The organism is Maribacter chungangensis (genome assembly GCF_042676845.1).
Taxonomy (GTDB): Bacteria; Bacteroidota; Bacteroidia; order Flavobacteriales; family Flavobacteriaceae; genus Maribacter; species Maribacter chungangensis.
Window position 1 is genome coordinate 13,889 of sequence record NZ_JBHTHY010000022.1, and the last position, 23,971, is coordinate 37,859.

The 23,971-nt window shown below is 39.3% G+C and carries 18 protein-coding genes; 13 read left to right on the forward strand and 5 right to left on the reverse strand.

Going from position 1 to position 23,971, the window contains the following annotated elements; all coding sequences use genetic code 11:
- Positions 1–1,353 (reverse strand): Na(+)-translocating NADH-quinone reductase subunit A, encoded by a 1,353-nt coding sequence (locus tag ACFQZJ_RS17310; RefSeq protein WP_379936163.1) that lies wholly within the window; start codon positions 1,351–1,353, stop codon positions 1–3.
- A gap of 150 nt (positions 1,354–1,503) precedes the next feature.
- Between ACFQZJ_RS17310 and ACFQZJ_RS17315 the strand changes: the two genes are divergently transcribed.
- The 6 genes from ACFQZJ_RS17315 to ACFQZJ_RS17340 all read left to right on the forward strand — a co-directional run bounded on the left by ACFQZJ_RS17315 (position 1,504) and on the right by ACFQZJ_RS17340 (position 7,290).
- Positions 1,504–2,748: a type IX secretion system plug protein gene (locus ACFQZJ_RS17315; protein ID WP_379936164.1), complete on the forward strand. Its 1,245-nt coding sequence runs from the start codon at positions 1,504–1,506 to the stop codon at positions 2,746–2,748.
- Between the two features lie 23 nt (positions 2,749–2,771).
- Positions 2,772–3,902, forward strand: a complete 1,131-nt coding sequence (locus tag ACFQZJ_RS17320; RefSeq protein ID WP_379936165.1) for a DUF3667 domain-containing protein — start codon at positions 2,772–2,774, stop codon at positions 3,900–3,902.
- Positions 3,903–3,911: 9 nt separating this feature from the next.
- Positions 3,912–4,298, forward strand: a complete 387-nt coding sequence (gene apaG, locus ACFQZJ_RS17325) for a Co2+/Mg2+ efflux protein ApaG (RefSeq protein WP_379936166.1) — start codon at positions 3,912–3,914, stop codon at positions 4,296–4,298.
- Between the two features lie 247 nt (positions 4,299–4,545).
- The gene (pruA, locus tag ACFQZJ_RS17330; RefSeq protein WP_379936168.1) at positions 4,546–6,174 is read left to right on the forward strand and encodes an L-glutamate gamma-semialdehyde dehydrogenase; all 1,629 of its coding nucleotides are present in this window, start codon (positions 4,546–4,548) and stop codon (positions 6,172–6,174) included.
- 112 nt (positions 6,175–6,286) lie between these two features.
- Positions 6,287–6,802 (forward strand): DinB family protein, encoded by a 516-nt coding sequence (locus ACFQZJ_RS17335; protein ID WP_379936169.1) that lies wholly within the window; start codon positions 6,287–6,289, stop codon positions 6,800–6,802.
- Between the two features lie 119 nt (positions 6,803–6,921).
- Positions 6,922–7,290 carry a hypothetical protein gene (locus ACFQZJ_RS17340; protein WP_379936170.1) on the forward strand — a complete coding sequence of 123 codons (369 nt, stop codon included), beginning with the start codon at positions 6,922–6,924 and terminating at the stop codon, positions 7,288–7,290.
- Positions 7,291–7,325: 35 nt separating this feature from the next.
- Here the strand turns inward: ACFQZJ_RS17340 and rsmG are convergent, their stop codons facing one another.
- Entirely contained in the window at positions 7,326–7,961 is a 636-nt protein-coding gene (gene rsmG / locus ACFQZJ_RS17345) for a 16S rRNA (guanine(527)-N(7))-methyltransferase RsmG (RefSeq protein WP_379936172.1), read from the reverse strand.
- Positions 7,962–8,082: 121 nt separating this feature from the next.
- Here rsmG and ACFQZJ_RS17350 point away from each other — a divergent pair, with 121 nt between their 5' ends.
- From ACFQZJ_RS17350 to ACFQZJ_RS17360, 3 genes are all read left to right on the forward strand, one after another.
- A complete protein-coding gene (locus ACFQZJ_RS17350; RefSeq protein ID WP_379936173.1) occupies positions 8,083–9,183 on the forward strand; it encodes a fatty acid desaturase family protein in 1,101 nt (366 codons plus the stop codon).
- Between the two features lie 232 nt (positions 9,184–9,415).
- Positions 9,416–10,609: a pyridoxal phosphate-dependent aminotransferase gene (locus tag ACFQZJ_RS17355; protein ID WP_379936174.1), complete on the forward strand. Its 1,194-nt coding sequence runs from the start codon at positions 9,416–9,418 to the stop codon at positions 10,607–10,609.
- A 280-nt stretch (positions 10,610–10,889) separates the two neighbouring features.
- Positions 10,890–13,352 carry a DUF5686 and carboxypeptidase regulatory-like domain-containing protein gene (locus ACFQZJ_RS17360; protein ID WP_379936175.1) on the forward strand — a complete coding sequence of 821 codons (2,463 nt, stop codon included), beginning with the start codon at positions 10,890–10,892 and terminating at the stop codon, positions 13,350–13,352.
- Between the two features lie 47 nt (positions 13,353–13,399).
- Here ACFQZJ_RS17360 and ACFQZJ_RS17365 read toward each other — a convergent pair whose 3' ends face one another.
- Positions 13,400–14,893 carry a TrkH family potassium uptake protein gene (locus ACFQZJ_RS17365; RefSeq protein WP_379936177.1) on the reverse strand — a complete coding sequence of 498 codons (1,494 nt, stop codon included), beginning with the start codon at positions 14,891–14,893 and terminating at the stop codon, positions 13,400–13,402.
- Position 14,894: 1 nt separating this feature from the next.
- Complete coding sequence (gene trkA / locus ACFQZJ_RS17370; protein ID WP_379936178.1) at positions 14,895–16,244, reverse strand: Trk system potassium transporter TrkA; 1,350 nt, start codon at positions 16,242–16,244, stop codon at positions 14,895–14,897.
- Positions 16,245–16,480: 236 nt separating this feature from the next.
- Here trkA and ubiE point away from each other — a divergent pair, with 236 nt between their 5' ends.
- Both ubiE and porT read left to right on the forward strand, forming a co-directional pair.
- Entirely contained in the window at positions 16,481–17,212 is a 732-nt protein-coding gene (gene ubiE / locus ACFQZJ_RS17375) for a bifunctional demethylmenaquinone methyltransferase/2-methoxy-6-polyprenyl-1,4-benzoquinol methylase UbiE (RefSeq protein WP_379936179.1), read from the forward strand.
- Between the two features lie 67 nt (positions 17,213–17,279).
- The gene (gene porT, locus ACFQZJ_RS17380; protein ID WP_379936181.1) at positions 17,280–17,975 is read left to right on the forward strand and encodes a type IX secretion/gliding motility protein PorT/SprT; all 696 of its coding nucleotides are present in this window, start codon (positions 17,280–17,282) and stop codon (positions 17,973–17,975) included.
- Positions 17,976–18,149: 174 nt separating this feature from the next.
- On the opposite strand, the gene ACFQZJ_RS17385 is transcribed toward porT, so the two are convergent.
- A complete protein-coding gene (locus ACFQZJ_RS17385; protein WP_379936182.1) occupies positions 18,150–18,857 on the reverse strand; it encodes a TrmH family RNA methyltransferase in 708 nt (235 codons plus the stop codon).
- 42 nt (positions 18,858–18,899) lie between these two features.
- On the opposite strand from ACFQZJ_RS17385, the gene tamL reads away from it, so the two are divergent.
- Positions 18,900–21,506, forward strand: a complete 2,607-nt coding sequence (tamL, locus tag ACFQZJ_RS17390; protein WP_379936184.1) for a translocation and assembly module lipoprotein TamL — start codon at positions 18,900–18,902, stop codon at positions 21,504–21,506.
- A gap of 68 nt (positions 21,507–21,574) precedes the next feature.
- Positions 21,575–23,947, forward strand: a complete 2,373-nt coding sequence (locus tag ACFQZJ_RS17395; protein ID WP_379936185.1) for a hypothetical protein — start codon at positions 21,575–21,577, stop codon at positions 23,945–23,947.
- Positions 23,948–23,971 lie beyond the last annotated feature (24 nt).

The window sequence follows — 23,971 nt, forward strand, 5'->3', positions numbered from 1 at the left end:
TTATCCTATTTCTTTTTGTAAATAATCCAAACCTTCTCTAATAATTTGCTGATGGGGCTGTTTGGAGATGCATATAAATTCCGTTAATGAAAAATCCTCCGGTGCTACTTCATACAGACCTAGCTGCTCCATTTCATCCAAATCCTTTACCATGCAGGCTTTGAGCAATTGCATTGGAAAAATATCCAACGGAAAAACCTGCTCGTAATGACCGGTAACAACAAACGCTCTATGTTCACCGTTAGTATTGGTCGTTAAGTCATACTTCTTTTTGGGTTGCATCCAAGAAAATGTCAATGCCCTTGTGTTTGAAATTTTGTTGAAAATTGGCTTGTTCCATCCAAAAAACTCATAATCGTCGCCTTCCGGAATTACACTTACGGTGCTATTATAAAATCCTAAGCTACCATCCGGCCTACTTTTAGACCCGGTAAGCACATCACCGTTAATGACGCGAATATTTTCTTCGGTTACCCCACTTGCGTATAAGAAGGTAGCGATTTCCGCACCTATTTTTGTGGTGTAATATTTAGGTACTTTCACCGAGGAACCAACCAAGGCCACGGTGCGTTCTGCATTAAACTTTCCGGTCAACAAAAACTCACCCATGATCACCAAATCCTGAGGAGAAACTGTCCATACCAACTCCCCTTTATTAATGGGGTCCAATTTATTTATTTGGGTTCCTACCAATCCTGCCGGATGTGGCCCTGAAACCTTATGTAGCTCTATTCCTTTTAATGCGGCCAAAGGGGAGTCGTCGGATTTACCAACGGACACGTGTACTTTTCCCGGGGTCAATTTCGCCAATGCGGAAATAGCCGCTTGCAACTCTGCCTGCTTACCTTTAAGTATATAGTTAACATCTGCCGCTAAAGGCGCGGTAACATAACCAGAGACAAAAATAGCTTTCGGCGTTGTATCCGGGTCAGCGATAATATCGTAGGGGCGCTGTTTAATAAATGGCCAGCAACCGCCTTTCAACAAAATTGATTTGATGTCTTGCTTTGTAGCACTATCAACATCGATTGTGGGCAAAACCACAAAATCCTGCTCCTTGTCCGCCAAAATCTTGAGTTTTAATATGCGTCTTCTCGCACCACGCTCGATTTCTACCAACTCGCCGCTTACGGGAGAAACAAAAAGCATGTCCTCTATATTCTTATTGTAGAATATTGGTTCCCCGGCCTTTACCTCGGCACCCTGCTTTAGAAGCATCTTTGGGGTTATACCATGAAAATCGTTTAGGTTTAACGTGTATACGTTACTAAGTGCCGCGGCGGCGGTCTCTAGCTCGGCAGCACCCACTAGGTTAATACTCAACCCTTTTTTAATTTGAATGTCTTTGGACATATATGGTGACCTTAGGTTAACAAAATTTGACGCAAATTTACTACTAAATGAAAAAATTACCCAATTATTAACTTATAATTTAGGCTTTATATCGATGTTAATTTATTCGGCATCCTTTTTGTTTACCTTTGAAATAAAATTTGCATAAAAATGCGCATATTGCTTAAACATATTCTTACGCTTTTTCTTACCCAGACGGTATTTTGCCAAGTCCAAGTTGAAGTGAATCCACCTGAAAACATAAAATCCATAACGTTCAAAGGTCCTACCGAAGACCAATTTCCCATAATTCAAATCGGCGAACCAATATACTTGGAGTTTGATGACCTTTTGGCCAATGAGCAAGATTACTATTACAAAATCGTTCATTGCGATTACGATTGGACCCCCTCCGACCTTTTAAAGTCCCAATATTTAAAGGGAATGGACAACCAACGCATTATTAACTATGAAAACAGCTACAACACCCTAGAAACCTATTCTAATTACCAACTAACCATACCGAACGAAAACGTACGTTTAAAAGTTACCGGAAATTACGTTTTGGAGCTATACAATAGCAGTTATGAACTTCAATTTTCTAGGCGCTTTGTAGTCTACAAGAATTTGGTAAACGTGGGCGGCACGGTCAAAAGGTCCAGGGATTTTGAATATTTAAATGAAAAACAAGTAGTTCAAGTCTCCATAAACTCCGGTAATTTTAGACTGGTAAATCCAAAAAAGGAAGTAAAAATCGCAATTTTACAAAACTATTATTGGCCAACGGCGCTCTACAACATCCCTCCCCAATTTACGATCGGCAACGAACTGGTCTATAAATACGATCAAGAAACATCCTTTTTTGGAGGTAATGAATACCTCCTGTTCGACACAAGCGACTTAAGGGCACCAAGCTCACAAATTAGTCGAATAGACCTTATTGATATTTACAATCATTATTTGTTCTCGGACGACTTTAGATATGATGAACCCTATACATACTTCCCAGATGTGAACGGGGATTACAGGGTGCGAACCCTACAAGGCGATGACGACTCTAGAGAGGCGGAATATACCAATGTACATTTTAGTCTGCCGTATACAGATGTATTGGCGCTGGATGATGTACATATATTCGGCAAGTATAACAATTACGCCCTAACAGACGAAAATAAGATGACCTATAACGAGGACAATGGCATGATGGAGGCTACCATGAAACTTAAACAAGGGTTTTATAATTACAAATATGTTATTCGTGGAGAAGAAGGAAACATTAGACTAAACGATGTGGGAGGAAATTTTCACTTCACGGAAAACAATTATTTGATACTGGTATACTACAGGGATTTTGGAGATATTTACGATAGTATTATTGGCGTAGGATCTGCCAATTCAAGAACGATTACGAATTAAACCCAAAACCCAAAAAAAAGGCCGTGAAACTTAGTTTAGGAAATAAAAAGGCCGGAAGATACAGACTAAAATACCGTGGCGTTACATGTCTCAACTGCAAACATCCATTGGATATCAGCGACAAGTTCTGCCCCAATTGTTCCCAGGCCAACAGTACCAAAAGGCTTACCCTAAAAGATTTTTTCGAAGAGTTTTTCTCCAGTCTCTTTTCCTACGACACAAAACTCTTTAAGACCTTGGCCGCGATGCTCACAAGGCCTGGAAAAATAACAAAGGACTACCTTGCCGGCAAACGTGTTTCCTACACCAATCCCTTTCGATTTTTGTTGAGCTTGGCGATCATTTACTTTCTGTTGATGGGATTCTCCGGGAGTTTTGAACAGCTGAATCGCCTTGGTGAAGATACCGGCAATGGATTGATCAACATAAATACATCGGCATTAAAAAACATTGATTTTGGAGAGGCTGAAAAAGATAAGGACAAGATTATTTCAGAACTGGACTCCTTGGATATCGATGGAGTAATTTACGAACAGGTAAGGCTCAGGGATTCCGTAATATATTCCAATCCGAAAAGAGAGATTGAAGCTGCCGATGAACTAAAGCTGTTTCCACGTTTTTTCAGAAAACTGGAGATCTACAGCACCTTGATTACCAAAGACACACTTTACACGTTCGCGGAAACAAAGGACAAATACGATCTAAAAAATACTATTGGCAACAAGACCGCTTTTACCACGGCAAAAGGAACAATACGCTCCAAAAAGGAGCCCGGCACCTTTATTAACGCACTAATTTCCAAACTTCCCTTTACCACATTTTTCTTTCTTCCTGTTTTTACGGTATTCATTTGGCTGATATATATCAGGAAAAAACATACATATACCGATCATTTGATCTTTAGCTTTCACAATCAATCACTCTTATTTATATTGCTCATTATTAGCTATTTGATAAATAGTCTTTTTAAGGCGGAAAGCAATGGGATTTTCCTTTTGATTTTTGCCATTTACCTTTACAAGTCTATGCGTAACTTTTATGGCCAAGGTAGATTTAAAACTATTGTTAAATATAGTATTCTTAACACAGTTTTCGTTATTTTAGCCTGCATTGGGGTAGTTTTACTTTTAGCCGGCAGTATTTTTACGTATTAAGAAAGACTTATGACAACACAAATAACAAAAGGAATTAAGATATCGGTGCACACTAATTTTGAAGGAACGTTCTTCAAAAACTACAAGATGCACTATGCCTTCGGGTACACTATCACCATAGAAAACCAAAGTAAGGATGTGGTACAACTCACATCGCGTCATTGGAGAATATATGACTCTTTAAATGAAATGGAAACCCTGGACGGAGAGGGCGTTATCGGAAAAAAACCGGTTATCAACCCCGGCGAATCGCACACCTACAATTCCGGCTGTTTGTTAACATCGCCGATCGGTGCAATGAGAGGGCATTACAATATGTTTAATTTTGATTCCAAAGAAAAATTTAGGGTATACATCCCAACTTTTAAGTTTAGCGCACCATTTGCCCTAAACTAAAAACTGTTCCAAAGTTTATTTAATACTACTGATAAAACACCTGTAAGAACAGGCTTGACTCTAAACCAGATATAGCAAGAGCAATACCCTTGGATATGCTTTTGCTACAAATGCAAATACCTGAATATTAGAGATTGAATCTATTGATTTTAATCTTGAACACTATAATCTCCAATCTCAATTTCCCTTTTAATTCTCAGATACTAAGCTTACCTTTGTTCCCAATTTAATTTTTAAAATTATCATAATGGGTAAAGGTTTTTTCCAAGTTCCAACAGCATTTAACGAACCAATAAACAGCTTTGCTCCTGGAAGCCCGGAGAGAGACGCGGTTCTAAAACAATATAGCGAGTATTACAATGGTAGCGTAGATGTTCCTATGTATATTGGGTCCAAGGAAGTTCGCACCGGCAACACGAGAACTATGTCGCCTCCCCACGACCACAAACATACGGTTGGCACCTATCATTTAGCCGAAAAGAAACATGTAAGCGAGGCTATTCAAAACTGTTTGGATTCTAGAGAGGCATGGGCGAACCTCACCTGGGAGCAGCGTGCGGCAGTCTTTATGAAAGCGGCCGAATTGCTTGCAGGCCCATACAGAGCTAAAATTAATGCAGCTACCATGATAGCGCAATCCAAGACCGTTCATCAAGCAGAAATTGATGCAGCTTGTGAATTTATTGACTTTCTGCGTTTTAACGTAGAGTATATGACACAGATTTATGAAGAGCAACCTGATTCTGCAGAAGGTATTTGGAACCGTGTAGAATATAGACCTTTAGAAGGTTTTATTTACGCTATTACCCCGTTTAATTTTACTGCAATTGCCGGAAACCTGCCCGCGAGTGCCGCTATGATGGGCAATGTGGTTGTTTGGAAACCAAGCGACAGTCAAATTTTCTCGGCAAAAGTAATCGTTGATGTATTCAAGGAAGCTGGCCTACCGGACGGTGTTATAAATGTTGTTTACGGTGATCCGGTAATGATTACGGATACCGTATTGGCCAGTCCGGATTTCGCAGGATTACATTTTACCGGCTCCACACACGTCTTTAAAGAATTATGGAAACAAATAGGGAATAATATACATACCTATAAGACTTATCCAAGAATTGTAGGGGAAACAGGAGGTAAGGATTTTATCATAGCACACCCATCTGCCAAACCAGCTCAAGTCGCCACTGCTATTGTTCGTGGTGCTTTTGAGTTCCAAGGACAAAAGTGTAGTGCGGCATCTCGTGTATACTTACCAAAATCGACTTCAAGAGAAATTCTGGATTTGGTCAAAAAAGATATTGCCTCCTTTAACGAGCCTGGCAGTCCGGCAGATCTATCCAATTTTATCACCGCCGTAATACATGAAGGGTCGTTCGACAAGCTCGCGAGCTACATAGATCAAGCTAAAAAAGATAGTAATGCCGAAGTTATTGCAGGGGGCAACTATGACAAATCCAAAGGATATTTTATAGAACCCACAGTAATACTTACTACCGACCCTAAGTACACTACCATGGAAACCGAGCTTTTTGGACCCGTAGTCACCATATACGTATATGAAGACAAAGATTGGAGCGACACCCTTAAATTGGTAGATACCACATCTGAATACGCCCTCACCGGAGCGGTACTTTCCAAGGACAGGTATGCGATAGATGAAGCTACTAAAGTACTTCAAAACTGTGCAGGTAATTTCTATATCAATGATAAGCCAACAGGTGCCGTTGTAGGCCAACAGCCCTTTGGCGGAGCAAGAGCGTCCGGAACGAATGATAAAGCTGGTTCCGCACAAAACTTGTTGCGTTGGGTATCTCCTAGACTAATTAAGGAAACTTTTGTAACACCAGAGGATTACAGGTATCCTTTCTTAGGATAAGTATCTGACTATAAAATTGGCACCTAAAAAGTATGTAGCCAAAATATTGATTACATTTAAAGGTTCCTATGGATAATCCATAGGAACCTTTTTCACATAAACCAAAACACAAATGAAAAAAATACTAGTTACGCTCTTATTTTTGGGAGCTACCGTTTTAAGCTACGGTCAGGACAATTTGGCACAATCTACCATCCAAGCCGTACTCACAGGAAATCAAGCGCAGGTGGTACAATTGGCCGAGGCTTTTTCCGAAGAACAATATGACTGGAGACCTAGTGAAGGCGTAAGTTCGGTCGGAGAGGCACTTTTGCACGTGGCGGGAGCAAATTATTTTTTAGCATCTAAAATGGGATTTGCCCCTCCAGCCGATGTTGATATGATGGGCTTAGGTAAAATCTCCGGAAAAGAAAACATTATTGCCGCATTAAAGAAAAGTAATGCCTTTGCTTTGGAAACCATCCTAAAGGTTGAAAGTGCTCAACTAAACGAGGAAGTAGACTTCGGATTTGCCAAAATGAACAAACTTGGCGGTCTTTTGGCCATGATGGAACATAATGGCGAACATAAAGGTCAACTTATAGCCTACGCACGTTCCAATGGTGTTGTGCCGCCATGGAGCAAGTAACCAAACACCAAATTCTATTAAAAAGATGCTTTAAGCATCTTTTTTGCATTAGTTGTTAAAGCATTTCAAAATAAGCAATCTTTTTGAGCTACATGCATCTTTGTTTGAAACTAGCTGTAATGAAAAAAATTATACTGCTTATCTATTGTTGTACGCTAGTTTGTTGTACTAATGATAATACTGGTCTGCCTATAATTACAGCTTGTAACGTAACTAATCCAATTGAGAATTTGTCTTGGCTACAGGCACAAGTAAACCAAATAACAGAAAACGAAAGCGATGTAGCCCCTTTCTTTTATATAGAAATAGCTGAATATAAAGGAGAAACAATATTCATATCCAATAACTGCTGTGCAATTTGCGGAACCATTGTCCCAATTTATAATTGCAGTGGAGAATTATTAGGTCTTTTAAATGATGAAATAAAAATTAAAGAAGTCATAAACGCACAAACTATTTTCAGTAGACCAGATTCTCCCTGCAAGTAAAACATCAACCATAAATAGTTGATCAAAATTCTTGATTACCCCTTAAATTTAAGAGGCAAATAAACTACTTTTTTGGTTTCATAGAAGTCTTCGGAAAAATAGTCGGATAGGTTAAATATTTGAGCTGTCCGGTACTCTTTCAACTCTTCTTTTAAATCACCGCCCTTTAAATACAAAATACCATTTCGTCTCTCGTGCACAGATTCTTTTTTGATTTTTCCTTTTACCCAATGGGTAAATGTTGGCATAGCGGCAACCGCTCTGCTTACAATAAAATCGAATTGCCCCGATATCTCCTCGACCCTTGCATTAACAGTCTTTACGTTAGCTAAGCCCAAACCTTCGACTACCTCGTCTACGACTTTTATTTTTTTACCAATGGAATCTACCAAGGTAAATTTTACATTGGGAAAAAGTATGGCTAACGGAATACCAGGAAACCCCCCGCCGGTTCCCACGTCCAAAATTTCCGCACCATCGGAAAACTCTTGTATTTTAGCTATTCCAAGCGAATGAAGCACATGTCTAAGATAGAGCTCATCGATATCCTTTCTAGAAACAACATTTACTTTCTTATTCCAGTCCTTATACAAATCTTCCAAAAGAAGGAATTGCGACTGTTGTTCTTTTGATAAATTGGGAAAATATTCAAATAGCCTTAGGGTTGTCATTCGTATCTTTGTAAAAAAAGTAATTTAGTATATTGCTAATGCAAAGATTCCGTTTTTAATCAAGGTATCAAACTATTCTGAAATTCAATTGCATTATATTTATAAAAAAGTTTTAAGATATATGGAAAAAAAGACCATTCGATTTCCGAGAAAAGATTCTGCTCAGTTTTTCAAAACGCTGAACGGAAGGGTAAACGACTACTTTAAGAAAAATAAAATAAAAAAAACAGGGAACTGGAGACTTCATATAAAAACCATTGTTATGTTCTCTTTGTTCCTGGCGCCATATTTTCTAATATTAACCTTGGGTCTGCCTAATTGGGCGAATCTATTACTTACCATAGTGATGGGCGTAGGTATGGCGGGAGTAGGCATGAACGTAATGCACGACGGCAACCATGGTGCGTATTCCAACAAAAAGTGGGTTAATAAATTTATGGGCGGAAGCATCTATATCCTTGCAGGAAATGTTTACAATTGGCAAGTACAACACAATGTATTGCACCACACCTATACCAATATTCATGAGCACGATGAGGACATGGAGGCCGGAAGAATATTACGCTTTTCCAAACATACCGAATGGAAAAAACACCACAAGTTCCAACATTTCTATTCCGTTTTTCTATATGGTTTGTTAACGTTCAACTGGGCCATAACAACAGATTTTCAACAGATGTACCGCTACATGAAGCGCAAATTGTCTTATGGTAAACTACCAAGTGCCGCCACCAACTGGACTACCCTACTGATAACAAAAATTTTGTACATAACTATTTGGATCGTTGTCCCAATGGTCTTTTTAGACATTGCTTGGTACAAAATTCTGTTGGGCTTCTTTATAATGCACTATGTAGCGGGCGTTATTTTAAGTGTTGTTTTTCAGTTGGCGCACATTGTAGACGAAGCGGATACCCCATTACCGGACGAAACCGGTACAATGAAAAATACATGGGCCATTCACCAGTTGTTTACTACGGTTAATTTTGGAACAAAGAACAAGATAGTAAATTGGTTTACCGGTGGACTCAACCATCAAGTAGAACACCATATTTTTCCAAATATTAGCCATGTGCATTACACAAAGATCTCCAAAATCGTAAAAGAAACCGCTAAGGAATTTAATTTACCTTACAACGAATACAAAACAACAAGGAAGGCGATTATATCCCACTTTTCCCACCTTAAAGAATTAGGGAAACAACCCGCCCTGCAGGCTTAACAGTACTGATAATTCATGGTAGTCCGATAAAAGTGTTTTTTACCATCACTTTTATCGGACTACTCTGTTTAATACTATTCACAAAGTATATGCAAATAGTTAATAATCAATTTCATTTTTAGATAACAAAGAATTTCAAATGTTTTAATTTTGGATATGTATCAAGAAAGAGTGGTTTACAGTCTATTTTTTCTTGGACAACATAGCGCACTAAAACTAAATGAACATACGTATGAGTAACCAACTATCTAATAGAATCAATAGTGTAACACCCTCCGCAACACTGGAAATGGCTGCAAAAGCGCGGGAATTAAGGGCGGCAGGGAAAGACATCATAGGTTTGAGCCTGGGCGAGCCTGATTTTAATACCCCGGATTATATTAAGGAGGCTGCCATACAAGCGGTAAAGGACGACTATAATTCCTATACCCCGGTAGATGGTTATGTAGAACTTAAAAACGCTATCATCACTAAATTTAAGCGTGATAACGGACTTAGTTATGACCCGCCACAAATAGTAGTGTCAACGGGAGCAAAGCAGTCTTTATATAATGTTGCCCAGGTAGTCCTTAACCAAGGAGACGAAGTAATTTTACCATGCCCCTATTGGGTAAGCTACGCGGATATTGTAAAACTAGCGGATGGCGTACCGGTAGAAGTTGCCACCACCATAGAAAACGATTTTAAAATGACACCTCAGCAACTGGAAGCTGCCATTACCCCTAAAACCAAAATGCTTTGGTACAGCTCTCCTTGCAACCCTAGTGGCTCTATATACAGTAAGGAAGAATTACGCGCCTTGGCGGACGTGCTAAAAAACCATCCACAAATCATCGTTGTCAGTGATGAAATTTACGAGCATATCAATTACGGAGTTACGGCACATGCCTCTATGGCAGAATTTCCAGATATGTACGATAGAACGGTTACCGTAAACGGCGTGGCAAAGGCCTTTGCCATGACGGGATGGCGTATTGGTTATATTGGCGCACCAGCTTATATCGCACGAGCATGTAATAAGTTACAAGGACAGGTTACCAGCGGTGCCAACTGTATTGCTCAGCGTGCAGTCATTACCGCACTTACCGAGGCTCCAAGTCGTATCCAATATATGGTTGATGAATTTAAAATGAGAAGAAAGTTGATATTACAACTTTTGAACAACATAGACGGTTTCACCTGCAATGAACCTGAAGGTGCCTTTTACGTTTTTCCCGATGTGAGCGCCTATTTTGGAAAAACACTAAAAGGAACTGTCATTAACAATGCCTCCGACTTTGCCATGTACCTGTTGGAACATGCCAATGTTGCGACAGTAACAGGAGATGCTTTTGGAAATGGGAATTGCATTCGTATATCCTATGCGGCGTCGGAAAAAGAAATAAGGGAGGCGGTTTCCAGGATAGAAGCAGCATTGAAGGGATAGTAGCTAGTTTTGAATAGAAAAACGACCATGATAGTATTATCATGGTCGTTTTTTATTGAAATTCGTTTTATTGAAAGCCTTAAGATGTAACTGTAGGACAGGAACAATAGATTTAAAACCTACCTCAATTCAATACTAGTTCTTAACAGTAAATCATAGAATTTCTACGATTCGGAATTTGTTTTTACCAAAAGGGAATCCATCTTTATCTATATTTAGCATGCAGAAGAAGATTACTTCTTATATTCCTGCGTTTTACGTAAACTGTAACTCATAGCCTATGCAAAACAAGTATCTAGTTTTACTATTCCTTATCTGCTGCAGCTTCTATGGCAATGCCCAGGTCTTTGGCCTTGTGACCGATAAAAACAATGAGCCTCTGCCTTTTGTAAATATCTACGTAGAAGAAACCTTAAACGGCACTACCACAAATGCCAATGGAGAGTACCAATTAACAGTACCATCCAAGGGAAAGCAAGTTATTGTTTTTAAATATTTGGGCTATAAAACCGAAAAGAAATCCCTAGACATCACTGAAGCGGTATATGAACTAAACATGACCATGACCGAAGAAGGCTTAAACCTTAACGAGGTGGAAATTGTAGCGAATTCGAACCCTGCAAACACCATCATGAGAAATGTGATTGCCAACCGCAAGGAGCTACAAGAAAAAATAACGAATTACAGGGTGAATTTTTACTCCAAAGGACTTCTAAAAATCAAGAACGCTCCAGAACGTATCCTTGGCCAAGAACTGGGCGATTTTGGCGGAGGACTGGATTCCACACGTACGGGGATACTTTATCTGTCGGAAACCATATCGGAGGTAGCTCGCAGCGAAGGAAAGTTAAAGGAAAAGATTTTAGCAACAAAAGTAAGTGGTAACGATAACGGTTTTAGTTTTAATGCCGCATTGGATATAGATTTTTCGTTTTACGAAAACAGGGTCGAGTTGGGCAGTCAACTGGTTTCTCCGCTAGCAGAAAATGCTTTTTCTTACTACAAATACCAATTAAAGGGTACTTTTTACGACGAGGGCAATAGGCTTATCAATCAAATTGAAGTAAAATCGAAACTCCCCGAAGGAAAGACCTTTAACGGGACTATTTATATTGTAGAGGACGAATGGGCTTTATATGCAGTAGACCTAAAACTTACTGGAAAACAGGCTCAGATTGTTCCAGTGGACACCTTCTACATTAAGCAAAGTTTCAACTATTCCAAAAAGGACAAGATGTGGCTAAAAGTGCTACAAAGTTTCGATTTTGAATATAGCATATTAGGTTTTAAAGGATCTGGCAGGTTTACGGCTGCCTATAAGGACTATGATTTGGAACCCAACTTTGTTAAGGGAGATTTCACTTCTGAAATTTTATCTTTTGAAGAAAATGCCAACAAAAAGGATAGTGTGTTTTGGGAGGTCAAAAGACCCGTGCCGCTTACTGTGGAAGAGGCGGTGGATTACCAACTAAAAGACAGTATCCAAATCATACGAAAAACACAGAAATACTTGGATTCCGTAGATGCCAAGAAAAATAAATTCAAGCTATCGTCCCTGTTGTTTGGCTATAGTTACGACAATACTTTTAAGGAAAAATACTATACGCTCAACACTCCGCTAGAAAACATTGCTTTTAACACGGTACAAGGTTGGCATGGTTCCCTTGCATTTGATTATCTTAAACTGGACAAAGAGGAGGGCACGGCTTTTCAGTTCAATATTGCGGTAAATTATGGACTATCGGACAAAAGGGTGCGCCCTACAGCATCGTTTTATTATCGCTTTAATAGATTCTCCAGACCCATACTTAGGTTAAAAATAGGAAATGTAGCCGAACAAATAAATAACGAAGAACCTATTACCACGATAGGAAATAGTATTACCTCCTTATTCTTTGAACGCAACTTCGCAAAATTTTATGACCTCACCTTTGCAAACTTCTCGTACACTAAGGAGATCACAAATGGGATACAAACAAACCTCAGTTTAGGTTTTGAAGACAGGAAACCACTCTTTAATACTACAGACTTCACCTACATTGATTTTAACGATCGGCAATTTACCTCAAATAATCCGCTAGCACCAGATAATTTTGACACTGCTATAATCGATGATCATTCTATTGTCAAATTAGGTGTAGATGTGCGCATTCGTTTTGGACAACAATATCTAAGTTATCCCGATCAAAAATTCAATATCACCAATGAACTATATCCAACACTGCATCTAGGTTATGAAAAAGGGTTCGCATCCAGTTCGGCCGCCAACCATTTTGACCAATTAAAAGTTAGATTGAACCAGTCTTTTGATGTAGCCAATAAAGGAGATTTTTCCTATAACATAAGAGCCGGTGCGTTTTTAAATCAACAGGATATTTCTTTTGTAGACTACCAACATTTTAACGGGAACGAATCCTATATTACACGAAAGGACTATATGGAATCCTTTTTTCTTCTGCCATATTACGAGTTAAGCACCAATAAAGAATATGTTGAAGCGCACGTAGAGCATAATTTCAACGGATTTATAATGAATAGAATTCCACTCCTAAGGAAATTGAATTCGCACTTGATCGTATCCGGTAAGTTTCTAGCAACGACAAATAACCGTCCGTATTCGGAATTAGGTATTGCTCTAGGGAATCTCGGTTGGAAGAAATTTAGGTTCCTTAGGGTAGGTTATGCCCAAAGTTATTACTATAATTCCGTAGAGAGAGGAATCAATATAGGTTTGATTTTTTAGGAGGCATTACCCCAATGTAAATGCTATCCATAATCGGTTCGCATATTTTACGTGCGCTTCCAGAAATAAGGGGTCAATAAAATAAGAACGGTAAAAAGTTCCAGCCTTCCAGCGAGCATTAGGAAACCACACCACCATTTGGCCAAATCCGGTAGACCGTTCCAATTACTCACGGGATTTAGACTACCCAAAGCAGGACCTACGTTGCCTAACGAGGATGCCGCCCCACCAATGGCGGATTCAAAATCCAGCCCTAAAAAACCAAGTACCATGGCACCGATTATAAAAAGGAGCATATACAGGGCAAAGAAACCAATGATATTATATACAATGTTCTCTTTTACGGTTTTGTTGTTATAACGCACGGGAATAACGGCATTGGTATGCAAAGTGCGTTTAAATTCCAACAAACCGTTTTTGATGATCAACAAATGCCGCATTACTTTTATACCTCCGGAAGTAGACCCTGCCGAACCGCCCACAAAGAAGAGACCAAAAAAGAATATCGTTAAAAATGGTGTCCACTGCGTAAAATCGGCACTTACAAAACCAGTAGTGGTAACAACGGCAATGACCTGAAACAGGGCGTGTCTAAATGCGCTTTCGGCCTGTCCTAAAACCATGGGGTAACCGGGAGTCAGCTCGCTAATGTTAGCCCTAAAGTAAATCACCATTCCTGTAACTACCGTAGCGGATAGCATAAATAACAAATAGAACTTGAACTCCTCATCCTTGATTACCTTTTGCACCTTGCCCTTAAACGCGAAATAGCTCAGTACGAAATTGGTTCCTGCCAAAAACATAAAAACTATAATAATATATTGTATCAAAGGCTGATCGTTCCAATGTGCAATACTGGCGTTTTTCGTAGAAAATCCGCCTGTAGACAAGGTAGCCAAAGCATGGTTTACGGCGTCAAAAAAAGACATTCCCGCAAGTTTCAACAATAGGGTTTCCGCTGCAGTGTATCCTACGTAGATAAGCCACAAACGCTTTGCGGTATCGGTTATTCTTGGATGCAACTTATCTGCACTAGGGCCGGGAGCTTCTGCGGCAAACAATTGCATACCCCCAATTCCCAACAAAGGCAGGATTGCAATCGCCAAAACTATAATTCCCATTCCGCCGATCCAGTGGGTAAGGCTTCTCCAGAATAAAATCCCTTCTGGCATGGTTTCTATGTCATCAATTATAGAAGCCCCGGTTGTTGTGTACCCGGAAATGGTTTCAAAAAAAGCATTGGTAAGGTCCGGAATGGCATCGGAAAATATATAGGGCAACATTCCTGAAATGGACATTACGATCCAACCAAAGGTTACAATAATGTACCCTTCCTTTTTCTTGACCTCTTTGCGGTGCCCACGTGTATAGTACATAGCAAAAACACCGGCAAACATTGTAGAAATCGAAGCTAATGAAATACTCAGTGCCGCCCCGTCTTTATATATGGCACTTACTACCGCGGCGATTAGCATAAAACCACCGTTGCATAGGAGCAACAACCCCATGATGTGAAATATAATTCTTGAGTTTAAGCGCATGTTAAAGGAACATTCGTTCTATTTTGGGTATTTCTTCCGGAAGGCAACAAACAACGACTCTGTCCCCTGCTTTAATTTCGAACCCACCTAGGGCAATAATTCCTTTACCATCGCGTACGACACCACCTATAGTAGCTGCATTAGGAAAATTAAGGTCCCTAATTACGGCTCCGGTAACACGGGAATCCTTTTTCACGATAAACTCCAATATCTCGGCATTAAGATTATTTAATCGCATCATTTCAACTACTTCCCCTCTTCTAATATGCCTGAAGATATTATTCGCTGCCAATAACTTTTTGTTGATCAAGGTATCTATACCTATGGAATGGGAGAGCTGAAAGTAGTCCATATTCTCCACCAACGCAATGGTCTTTTTTATATGTTTGGATTTAGCTACCAAGCAGGACATGATATTGGTTTCCGAATTTCCGGTAACCGCAATAAAAGCGTCCATTGATTCCAGACTTTCCTCCTCTAAAAGTTCCACGTTCCTTCCATCCCCATTAATAACCAGTGCATTCGGTAATTCATCTGCAAGGTCAAAAGCTTTCTCTTTATTCTTTTCAATAAGTTTAACGTTAAACTTATTGTTACAAAGGTCCCTTGCTGTTTTGTAGCCCACTTTACTACCGCCCAAAATCATTACATTTTTTATCTCCTCTTTTTTCTTTCCGGTAAGCTTATACAACTCGTCCACTCCTTCCTTAACCGTGATAAAATATACTTGATCACCTTCCTTAAAAACGGTATCCCCTCTAGGAATCACCGTATACTGGGTTCCCATGCGCTGCAAGGCAATAGGCATAAAGTGAAGCTCTGAAAAAATATTAGCGGCCTCTTTGACCATTTTACCCACAAAAGGAGCCGATTTGGGTAAGGAAACCCCTACCATGATCAATGTGCCCTCATCAAACTCGAAGGTATCGTTAAATGCAGATTTGTTCAATAACAATTGAATTTCAGTAGCGGCCAATTCCTCGGGCGAAATCAGTTCGTCTATACCCAACTCCGAAAATTTGAGCAACTCTTTATTATCAACAAACTCGGTATTGGAAATCCTCGCGATCGTTTGCTTGCAGCCCAACTGCTTGGCCAGCATACAAAGGGTAATATTGGTAGTTTCGGAAGAAGTTACCCCAATAACCAGATCGGAGTCCTCTACCTGTGCATCCCTTAGAACGGCAATAGAAGTCGCATCACCTTTCAACACCCTTATATCCAAGTGATTATCAGCATACACAAGACTTTCCTTGTGTGTATCTATCAGCGTAATATTCTGCGATTCGTAGGAAAGTAGCTTAGCCAAATGAAATCCAACCTCACCTGCCCCTGCAATAATAATTTTCATTTAATTTCTTAGGTTACCTATTTGTAGTATACATGATGCTCTTTTTCGCTAGACAATTATCCCGTTTTACATAAAGCAGTCAATGAGTTAGGCTTGTAATTAAGTACAAAATTACATAATTTTATTAGGTTGGCCTTTTTTTTAGAATATTTAACCTCCCTTTTAGGTACCACCAATATCCAGGAATTTAAGAAAGGCTACTTTCCTATATCGTATCTTTGCAAAAAATTACTGTTATGCCCGAAAAGGTTACCCCCTATAAAGACTCCGATCTTGGAAAAAAAGAACAGGTCACCAAAATGTTCGATACTATTTCCAAAGACTATGATGGTTTAAACCGGGTCATTTCCTTTGGTATAGATATCAAATGGAGAAAACGGGTGGTCGCGCTACTTAAAAAAGAAGCGCCACAATCAATATTGGATATCGCTACAGGTACCGGAGACCTGGCTATAGCTCTGGTTAAGACCGGTGCTAAAAAAATCGTTGGCCTGGACATTTCCCCAGGTATGCTAGCAGTTGGAAAAGATAAAATCAACCACAAAAACTTGGACGATACCATAGAAATGGTTGTGGGCGATAGTGAAAAACTATCTTTTGCAGACAATTCGTTCGATGCGGTAACGGTATCTTTTGGCGTTAGAAACTTTGAAACCTTGGATACCGGATTGGCAGAGATTTTACGTGTACTAAAACCAAAAGGATCTTTAGTAATTCTTGAGACCTCGGTTCCTTCAAAAACACCCTTTAAACAAGGGTATCACCTGTATACAAAATACATGCTGCCACTCATTGGGAAACTCTTCTCAAAAGACAATTCTGCCTATGGCTATTTAAGTGAATCTGCAGCTGTTTTTCCGCATGGGGAAACTTTCAACAATATTTTACGCAAAACTGGGTTTATAGAGGTAACCAATATCCCCCAAACTTTTGGGGTTGCATCGATATATGTTGCTAAAAAAGCATAATTTTTACAGCTGGTCAAAACACTGCTGTTTAGCCATAATCCATGCAGGTTTTAGTAATTAGGTGTAGATGAAGAAATGGATTTTAGTAGGCATCGTAATATTGTGCACAGGCCAATGGATCAATGCCCAATTTAATGAGAGACCCGTTCTCAATAAGGAAAATGAAGATAAGAAGTTCCTTAACTATGGCTATTTTTTAGGCTTTAACCAGTACGACTTCAAGTTCGATTATATAGATAACGATAGGGACATTCTTAACACCAAGACTTTAGGTTTTAATGTAGGACTTATAGGAGAAATGCGTTTGAACGAATTCTTGGACCTTAGACTGGAACCTGGTCTACATTATACAGCTAGGACCATAGGTTTTCCAGGTTTTGACGAAGAGCGAGATGCCATAAGAGAAGTAAAATCGACTTATATCAACTTTCCACTTTTACTAAAAGCCAGCACCCGAAGAATAGGAAATTGGAAACCGTTTATTATTGGGGGCGGCTCCATGTCCCTAAATTTGGGAAGTAACGAAAGTAGTCTTGACGATAACTCGGCAGGGACTTTTAGAATGACAAAGTGGGTCTACAACTACGAGTTAGGATTTGGAATAGATTTTTACTTGGAATACTTTAAGTTTAGCCCATCGATCCGCGGTGTTTTTGCCTTAACGGATGAACTAGTCCGGGATAACGACCCCAATAGCCCATGGACAGGAAATATAGATGCGATGCGGACGCGAGGTATTTTCGTAAATTTCACCTTTGAATAATGAGGTTACCTCTAAGCTTAGCCTTGCACTAGTTTGATACTAAATTGAATTGGCATTTTTTTTAAATCACGTATTGGCAGTGAGCGATTTAAAAGATATGTAAATGCTACGTTAAAAAATCTGTTCCCATAGTCCCGTTTTCGGTAGCGTTCACAGACCAAGCTCAATAACCGACTAACCCTGGCGACGAACCTCGTTCAACAAAATAGCGGAAGCCGTTCCTACATTAAGACTTTCGGTAGTTCCTTTGCCATATTGTGGTACGGCAATATGATGATTACATAATTTTTTTACGTTCAAGGAAATACCGTTTCCTTCATTACCCATAACCAGAATACCTTTTTTTGGCAATTCGGTTTCATGGACAGAGACACCATCCATAAACGAGCCATAAACCGGTAACGGACAGCTATTCAAAAAAGTTACAATATTGGTATACAAAACATTTACCCTAGCAATAGAACCCATTGTGGCCTGCAGCACCTTTGGATTGTAACAGTCTACCGTATTCTTGGAACAGACCAAATTGGTGATCCCGAACCAGTCGCATAATCTGATGATAGTTCCCAAGTTACCAGGATCTTGAATTTCGTCCAAAAGGAGGATCCAATCCTCAAAATCAATGGATTTTGGAGTGGGTATATGAAACGCCCCTATAGCCCCATTTGGATTTTTAAGGGCGCTCATCTGCTTCAATTCCCTGGCCGAAACTAGTTGTATGTCGTCATACTTCACGTTAAGTTCAACAGCACCGGTAGTGTATACTTTATATGGCTTTATGCTAGAACTAAAAAGTTCTTCCAGTCCCTTTCTACCTTCTATAACGAATAGCCCATGTTCATTTCGGTACTTTTTTTGATGTAAGCTTTTTATTAGTTTCAATTCACTTTTAACAACCATCCAAATAATGTATTTTTGATTTCTATGAACACGGCACTATGCTTTAAAAACAACATTGCTAAAATAAGCTTATTATCGCTTCTGGCAATAGTTGTCCTGTCGTGCAATTCTTTAAAAAAAGTCGATGCCGATGCGTATTTGGTCGTAAAAAACCAATTACTTGTAGATTCCCTTGAAGTAAAGAACGAAGCCATAGAAAGCCTTATCTACCAAAAACCCAATGCGGCACTTTTAGGCTATCCTTTACGTCTGAATCTGTACAACCTTGCCAAAGAAAACCCGGATTCCCTCTACCAGTCTTGGCTTTACAAGAAACCGAAAAGAAAAGAACGCCTTACAAAGGTCCTGTCGGCAAAGCAGGTGTCACGTTTGGGCGAATCCTTTTTTGTATCGGGCATTAGTAATTGGTTAAAAGATATCGGCGAGGCACCCGTGGTACTGGACACCTCCAGAACACGTAGAAGCTTGCAACGACTAAGTTCCTATTATTACGACAGGGGCTACTTTAACAATACCACGCATTACAGTATAGACTCCACAGGCCGTAAGCAACGGGCCACCGTAGCCTATGAGATTACGCTGGGCAAGCCCTTTTTAGTTGATTCCGTTTCTAACGAAATATCTTCCAAAGCAATAGACTCGCTTTATTTTATAAACGCCGATCGATCCTTGATAAAAAAGGGACAACAGTTTGATCGCGACATATTTAATGCAGAGCGGGAAAGACTTACCACCATATTTAGAAACAATGGTATCCGTAATTTTCAAGAAAGCTCTATTACTTTTGATATCGCTAGGGATACCGTGGTAGATGGGGATGATCAAAAAATGAACGTTGTACTAAACATAGGGGATCTAAAAAAACGAGGAGAAAATCTGGTAACGACAGAGGAATACAAAGTAGAAAAAATTAATAATATAGACGTATATACCAACTACCTTTCTTCCAGTAATAAAGAATCTCTAAAAACTATTGAATACGGGGATTACACCATTCACTACACCGGAAAATTTAACATTAAGCCAAAAACCTTGGCAAATGCGATTTTTTTCAAAAAGGACAATATCTATAGGGATATAGATAAGATTAGAACGGCAAGACAACTGAATAGTTTAAATATTTTTAAATATCCCAGTATAATACCAGAGGTAGATAGCAGCGGCACCAATGTCAACTATAAAATATATCTGGCACCCAAAACCAAATATTCCCTAGGAACCAACTTTGATGTTAGCAGATCAAACATTCGAAGACTAGGTGTTGGACTAAATGCATCCCTATTGATCAGGAATATTTTTAAAGGTGCGGAAAATTTGAGCATATCGGGCGATGCAACCTTTGGCCTACTAAGTAGCCCTTCTTTCCAAGAAGACTTCTTCTCGGAAATAGGTGGCGATATTACATTGGATTTTCCTCGAATATGGTTTCCTTTTTTAAATACAACGAGATTTATACCTAATTATACCCTACCCCAAACAAGAGTGGCCATTGGTACGAGTTTTCAAAAAAACATTGGTTTGGACAAACAAACCTTGAACAGTGTACTCAGCTATAATTGGACCCCTTCGGAATTCAAAAAACACAACATAGAATTATTGAATGTACAATATGTACGCAACGTTAACAGCAATCGCTTTTTTAACGTTTATCGGAATACCTATAATATACTTAACGGGATAGCCACAGAGAATGCAGCAGTTGTAAATCCGCTTTATTTTAACGAAGAAGGAAACCTTACCACACCAATAGAGGCGGCAGATTCCGATAGCATTGGTACAGATAGATTTATAGATGACGTATTAAATGGAGAAATACCCGTTTCCACAAACGGGTTAACAACAGAAGAATTTAACGAAGTCCAAAGTATAGATGAGAGAGAGCAACGCTTAACGGAGAACAATCTTATTTTTACCACGAATTACACCTTCAATAAAAATAACAGAAACGGGATAACGGACAACAGTTTTTACCAATTCCGGTTTAGGTTGGAGAGTGCCGGTAATTTACTATCGGGGCTTTCAAGTATTATTCCATTCAACGAAAAAGATGAACAGCTTTTAGTGTTTAACGTACCTTTTTCGCAGTATATAAAAACAGAGTTCGATTATGTAAAATACTGGGATCTATCCCGTTCCAATGTTCTCGCTGCACGTACCTTCTTTGGAATCGCCTTACCGTACGGCAACTCCAACAACATACCTTTTGTACGTAGTTACTTTGGTGGTGGATCTAACGATAACCGTGCCTGGTTCCCTTATTCATTAGGGCCTGGGCGTACTTCTGCCGTAAACGATTTCAATGAGGCAAACCTAAAAATAGCCCTAAACTTAGAGTATCGCTTTCCCATCGCCGGTAGCCTTAATGGAGCCATTTTTACGGATGCCGGTAATATTTGGAATGTTTTTGACGATGTAGAAGATCCCGATGCTACGTTTAACGGCCTCTCATCTTTAAAAGATATTGCTTTGGGTACAGGGTTTGGCCTTCGGTACGACTTTACTTACTTTTTGTTTCGTTTGGACCTAGGATTTAAGACCTACAATCCTGCTGAAATACAATCCAAAAGATGGTTCCGCGACTACAATTTTGCCAATTCCGTACTTCAAATTGGCATTAACTATCCTTTTTAGTATCTTTTAATATCGTATCCTATTTTAAGTATTCAACACTTTACAATGTGAAATCCTTATTCCAATTCATGCTATTTTTTTGGGCTGTATTTTCGGTAGCCCAATCTTCATTGATAGACCAATTGCATACCATGCAAGTTAACCCTAGATTAAAGGAGAAAGTCTTTGTCCATACGAACAAGACCGCCTATTTTCCAGATGATGTTATTTGGTTCAAGGCCTATGTTGGTGACAGCTTAAACCAGCCCTCGGTAGCTACAAAAATTTTGGAAGTAAACTTATTTGACAACAATGGCACCCAAATATTCAGCAAAAAAGTAGCCATAACGGACGGAAGCGGCCATGGACAGATAGAATTAAACGATGCCATCGCTCCAGGCATATACTATCTCCAAGCCCGTACGAACTACATGCGCAATTACGGGGAAGAACATAAATACCTACAGGAAATTACGGTTCTAGGTAAGGCTCTGCCCAAAAAAACTAACGAAAAACGAAACATATATGATTTACAACTACTTCCAGAAAGCGGTAACCTTTTGGAAAATATTGAAAACACCGTCGGCATCAAAGTCATGGTAAACGGTAAGAACGCAGAATTCGACGGAGTTATAGTCAATGAGAAAGGAGAGTTGGTCACCAGTTTTAAAGGTGAACATGAGGGCATGGGAAAATGTCGATTTTATTACAAGAATGGAGAGACCTATAGGGCACAAATAAACATCAAGGATACACTCATAACCCAAGCCATACCAACTGGATTAAAGAAAGGGGTTTCATTAAGCGTGGACAATTCCGATGAGGACAACCTAAAAGTATACCTGAAAACGAATGAAGCCACGTTCTATGACCAGATCTACTCCAATTACACCTTGTTATACCACCAAGATAGGCAACTTTTCGAATTGGTCTCCGTGGCCAGACTGGATTCGCTCACCGGACTTATCGAAACCAAAAAAAATATATTTTTAGATGGAGTACATACCGTAACACTCTTTGCTGACGATCAACCCATAGCCCAGCGAAAATTCTTTATTGAGACTGGCCGTAAACAAACCTTCGTTACCGTGGAACAATCTGAGGTAACGAACGACTCTATCACATATCTCCTGTCATCAAAAGAAAAAAAACAAACGCTAAATCTAGATTTGAGTATCGCAGTGCTACATGAAAATTCCGAGGTAGCTACTTACAAAAATACGATCAAGAGCGCTTTTATGCTTTCACCACATGTAAAAGGTTATATAAACAAGCCCGCCTACTACTTCAATACAAAAAACAAAAAACGAAAGGAACACCTAGATTTATTGTTGTTAACCCAGGGCTGGACAAGGTACTCGCTCAAGGAAATGATCGAAGAAATCAACCCTACACAAAAATATGCCTTTGAAACCGGTTTTGAACTTAAAGGTGAAATAAAAGAAGATACAAAACATAAAAAATTAGTACTGATTCCCAAAGGCTTGAGAATTATGGACAAAGCGTCCTTGAAAGACAGCTTTAAATTTGTTTTTCAAAACCTGAACGTTACCAAGGGGGACACCGTTCGGGTAGCCTATCAAAATTGGTTGGGGAAAATCATTAAGCCAGAAAAGATAGCTTATGATACTGTAGCCGTTAAAAACACATCTAACCTTAGCATTACTTTACCTTTTACTAGGACAAATGCAGTAATGAACCAAACCATTGGATTGGATAAATCAAAAAATGATGGGACCACGTTAAAAAATGGAGATGACACAATAAAAAGTATAGAAGGAACTATAGACTTGGACGAAGTAACAGTAACAGAAAGAAAACGAAGTGAACAATACTTGGCCAGAAGAAAAGTCATTCAAAAATATGAACCGGTAGTCAGCGACATAGGTAAATACTATGACCTGCCTATCCCCGAAGCAGCGAGTAAATACAATACCAGTCTAATGGAATTTATCGGTAGCCAAGGATATAGGCCTCGCACCGATAATAATGTGCAATATTTTTTGGTAGGCTACGACGGCATGGCTTCCTTGTATATCAACGGTAAACCTGTTGCTCCTGAACAACTGCCAAGTATTCAATTGCAAATCAACGATATCGAAAATGTCATGACTCATAGTACTGTTATTCTCCGACCTAAAGGACGACGCGAAAAACTCACCTTTTTTCAAGTATTTACGAAAGACGCTTTTGGAGAAGAAACAACTACCCTATTTGACAAATTCATTATTAAAAACGGTTTTGATCGGGCCAAAAACTATTATAAACCCTTGTATGTTTTGGAGCGATCCAGACCTAGTACACTAACGGAGGTAGATTGGAAGCCGAATTTAAAAACAAACAACAAAGGAGAAGCTACTTTTAAAATCTCAAAGGACTACCATTTAAAAAACCTGAGCTTCCATATACAAGGTTTTTCGGACAATGGCCATTTAATTTCTAAAACGATAACCATAGATTGAGGGGTTTTTATACAAGTCCTTTTC

What these genes read in the sequence shown, in the direction of transcription:
- ACFQZJ_RS17310 (WP_379936163.1), bottom strand. Translation starts at nt 1,353, where the DNA reads ATGTCCAAAGACATTCAAATTAAAAAAGGGTTGAGTATTAACCTAGTG.
- ACFQZJ_RS17315 (WP_379936164.1), top strand. Translation starts at nt 1,504, where the DNA reads ATGCGCATATTGCTTAAACATATTCTTACGCTTTTTCTTACCCAGACG.
- apaG (WP_379936166.1), top strand. Translation starts at nt 3,912, where the DNA reads ATGACAACACAAATAACAAAAGGAATTAAGATATCGGTGCACACTAAT.
- pruA (WP_379936168.1), top strand. Translation starts at nt 4,546, where the DNA reads ATGGGTAAAGGTTTTTTCCAAGTTCCAACAGCATTTAACGAACCAATA.
- ACFQZJ_RS17335 (WP_379936169.1), top strand. Translation starts at nt 6,287, where the DNA reads ATGAAAAAAATACTAGTTACGCTCTTATTTTTGGGAGCTACCGTTTTA.
- ACFQZJ_RS17340 (WP_379936170.1), top strand. Translation starts at nt 6,922, where the DNA reads ATGAAAAAAATTATACTGCTTATCTATTGTTGTACGCTAGTTTGTTGT.
- rsmG (WP_379936172.1), bottom strand. Translation starts at nt 7,961, where the DNA reads ATGACAACCCTAAGGCTATTTGAATATTTTCCCAATTTATCAAAAGAA.
- ACFQZJ_RS17350 (WP_379936173.1), top strand. Translation starts at nt 8,083, where the DNA reads ATGGAAAAAAAGACCATTCGATTTCCGAGAAAAGATTCTGCTCAGTTT.
- ACFQZJ_RS17355 (WP_379936174.1), top strand. Translation starts at nt 9,416, where the DNA reads ATGAGTAACCAACTATCTAATAGAATCAATAGTGTAACACCCTCCGCA.
- ACFQZJ_RS17360 (WP_379936175.1), top strand. Translation starts at nt 10,890, where the DNA reads ATGCAAAACAAGTATCTAGTTTTACTATTCCTTATCTGCTGCAGCTTC.
- ACFQZJ_RS17365 (WP_379936177.1), bottom strand. Translation starts at nt 14,893, where the DNA reads ATGCGCTTAAACTCAAGAATTATATTTCACATCATGGGGTTGTTGCTC.
- trkA (WP_379936178.1), bottom strand. Translation starts at nt 16,244, where the DNA reads ATGAAAATTATTATTGCAGGGGCAGGTGAGGTTGGATTTCATTTGGCT.
- ubiE (WP_379936179.1), top strand. Translation starts at nt 16,481, where the DNA reads ATGCCCGAAAAGGTTACCCCCTATAAAGACTCCGATCTTGGAAAAAAA.
- porT (WP_379936181.1), top strand. Translation starts at nt 17,280, where the DNA reads ATGAAGAAATGGATTTTAGTAGGCATCGTAATATTGTGCACAGGCCAA.
- tamL (WP_379936184.1), top strand. Translation starts at nt 18,900, where the DNA reads ATGAACACGGCACTATGCTTTAAAAACAACATTGCTAAAATAAGCTTA.
- ACFQZJ_RS17395 (WP_379936185.1), top strand. Translation starts at nt 21,575, where the DNA reads ATGCTATTTTTTTGGGCTGTATTTTCGGTAGCCCAATCTTCATTGATA.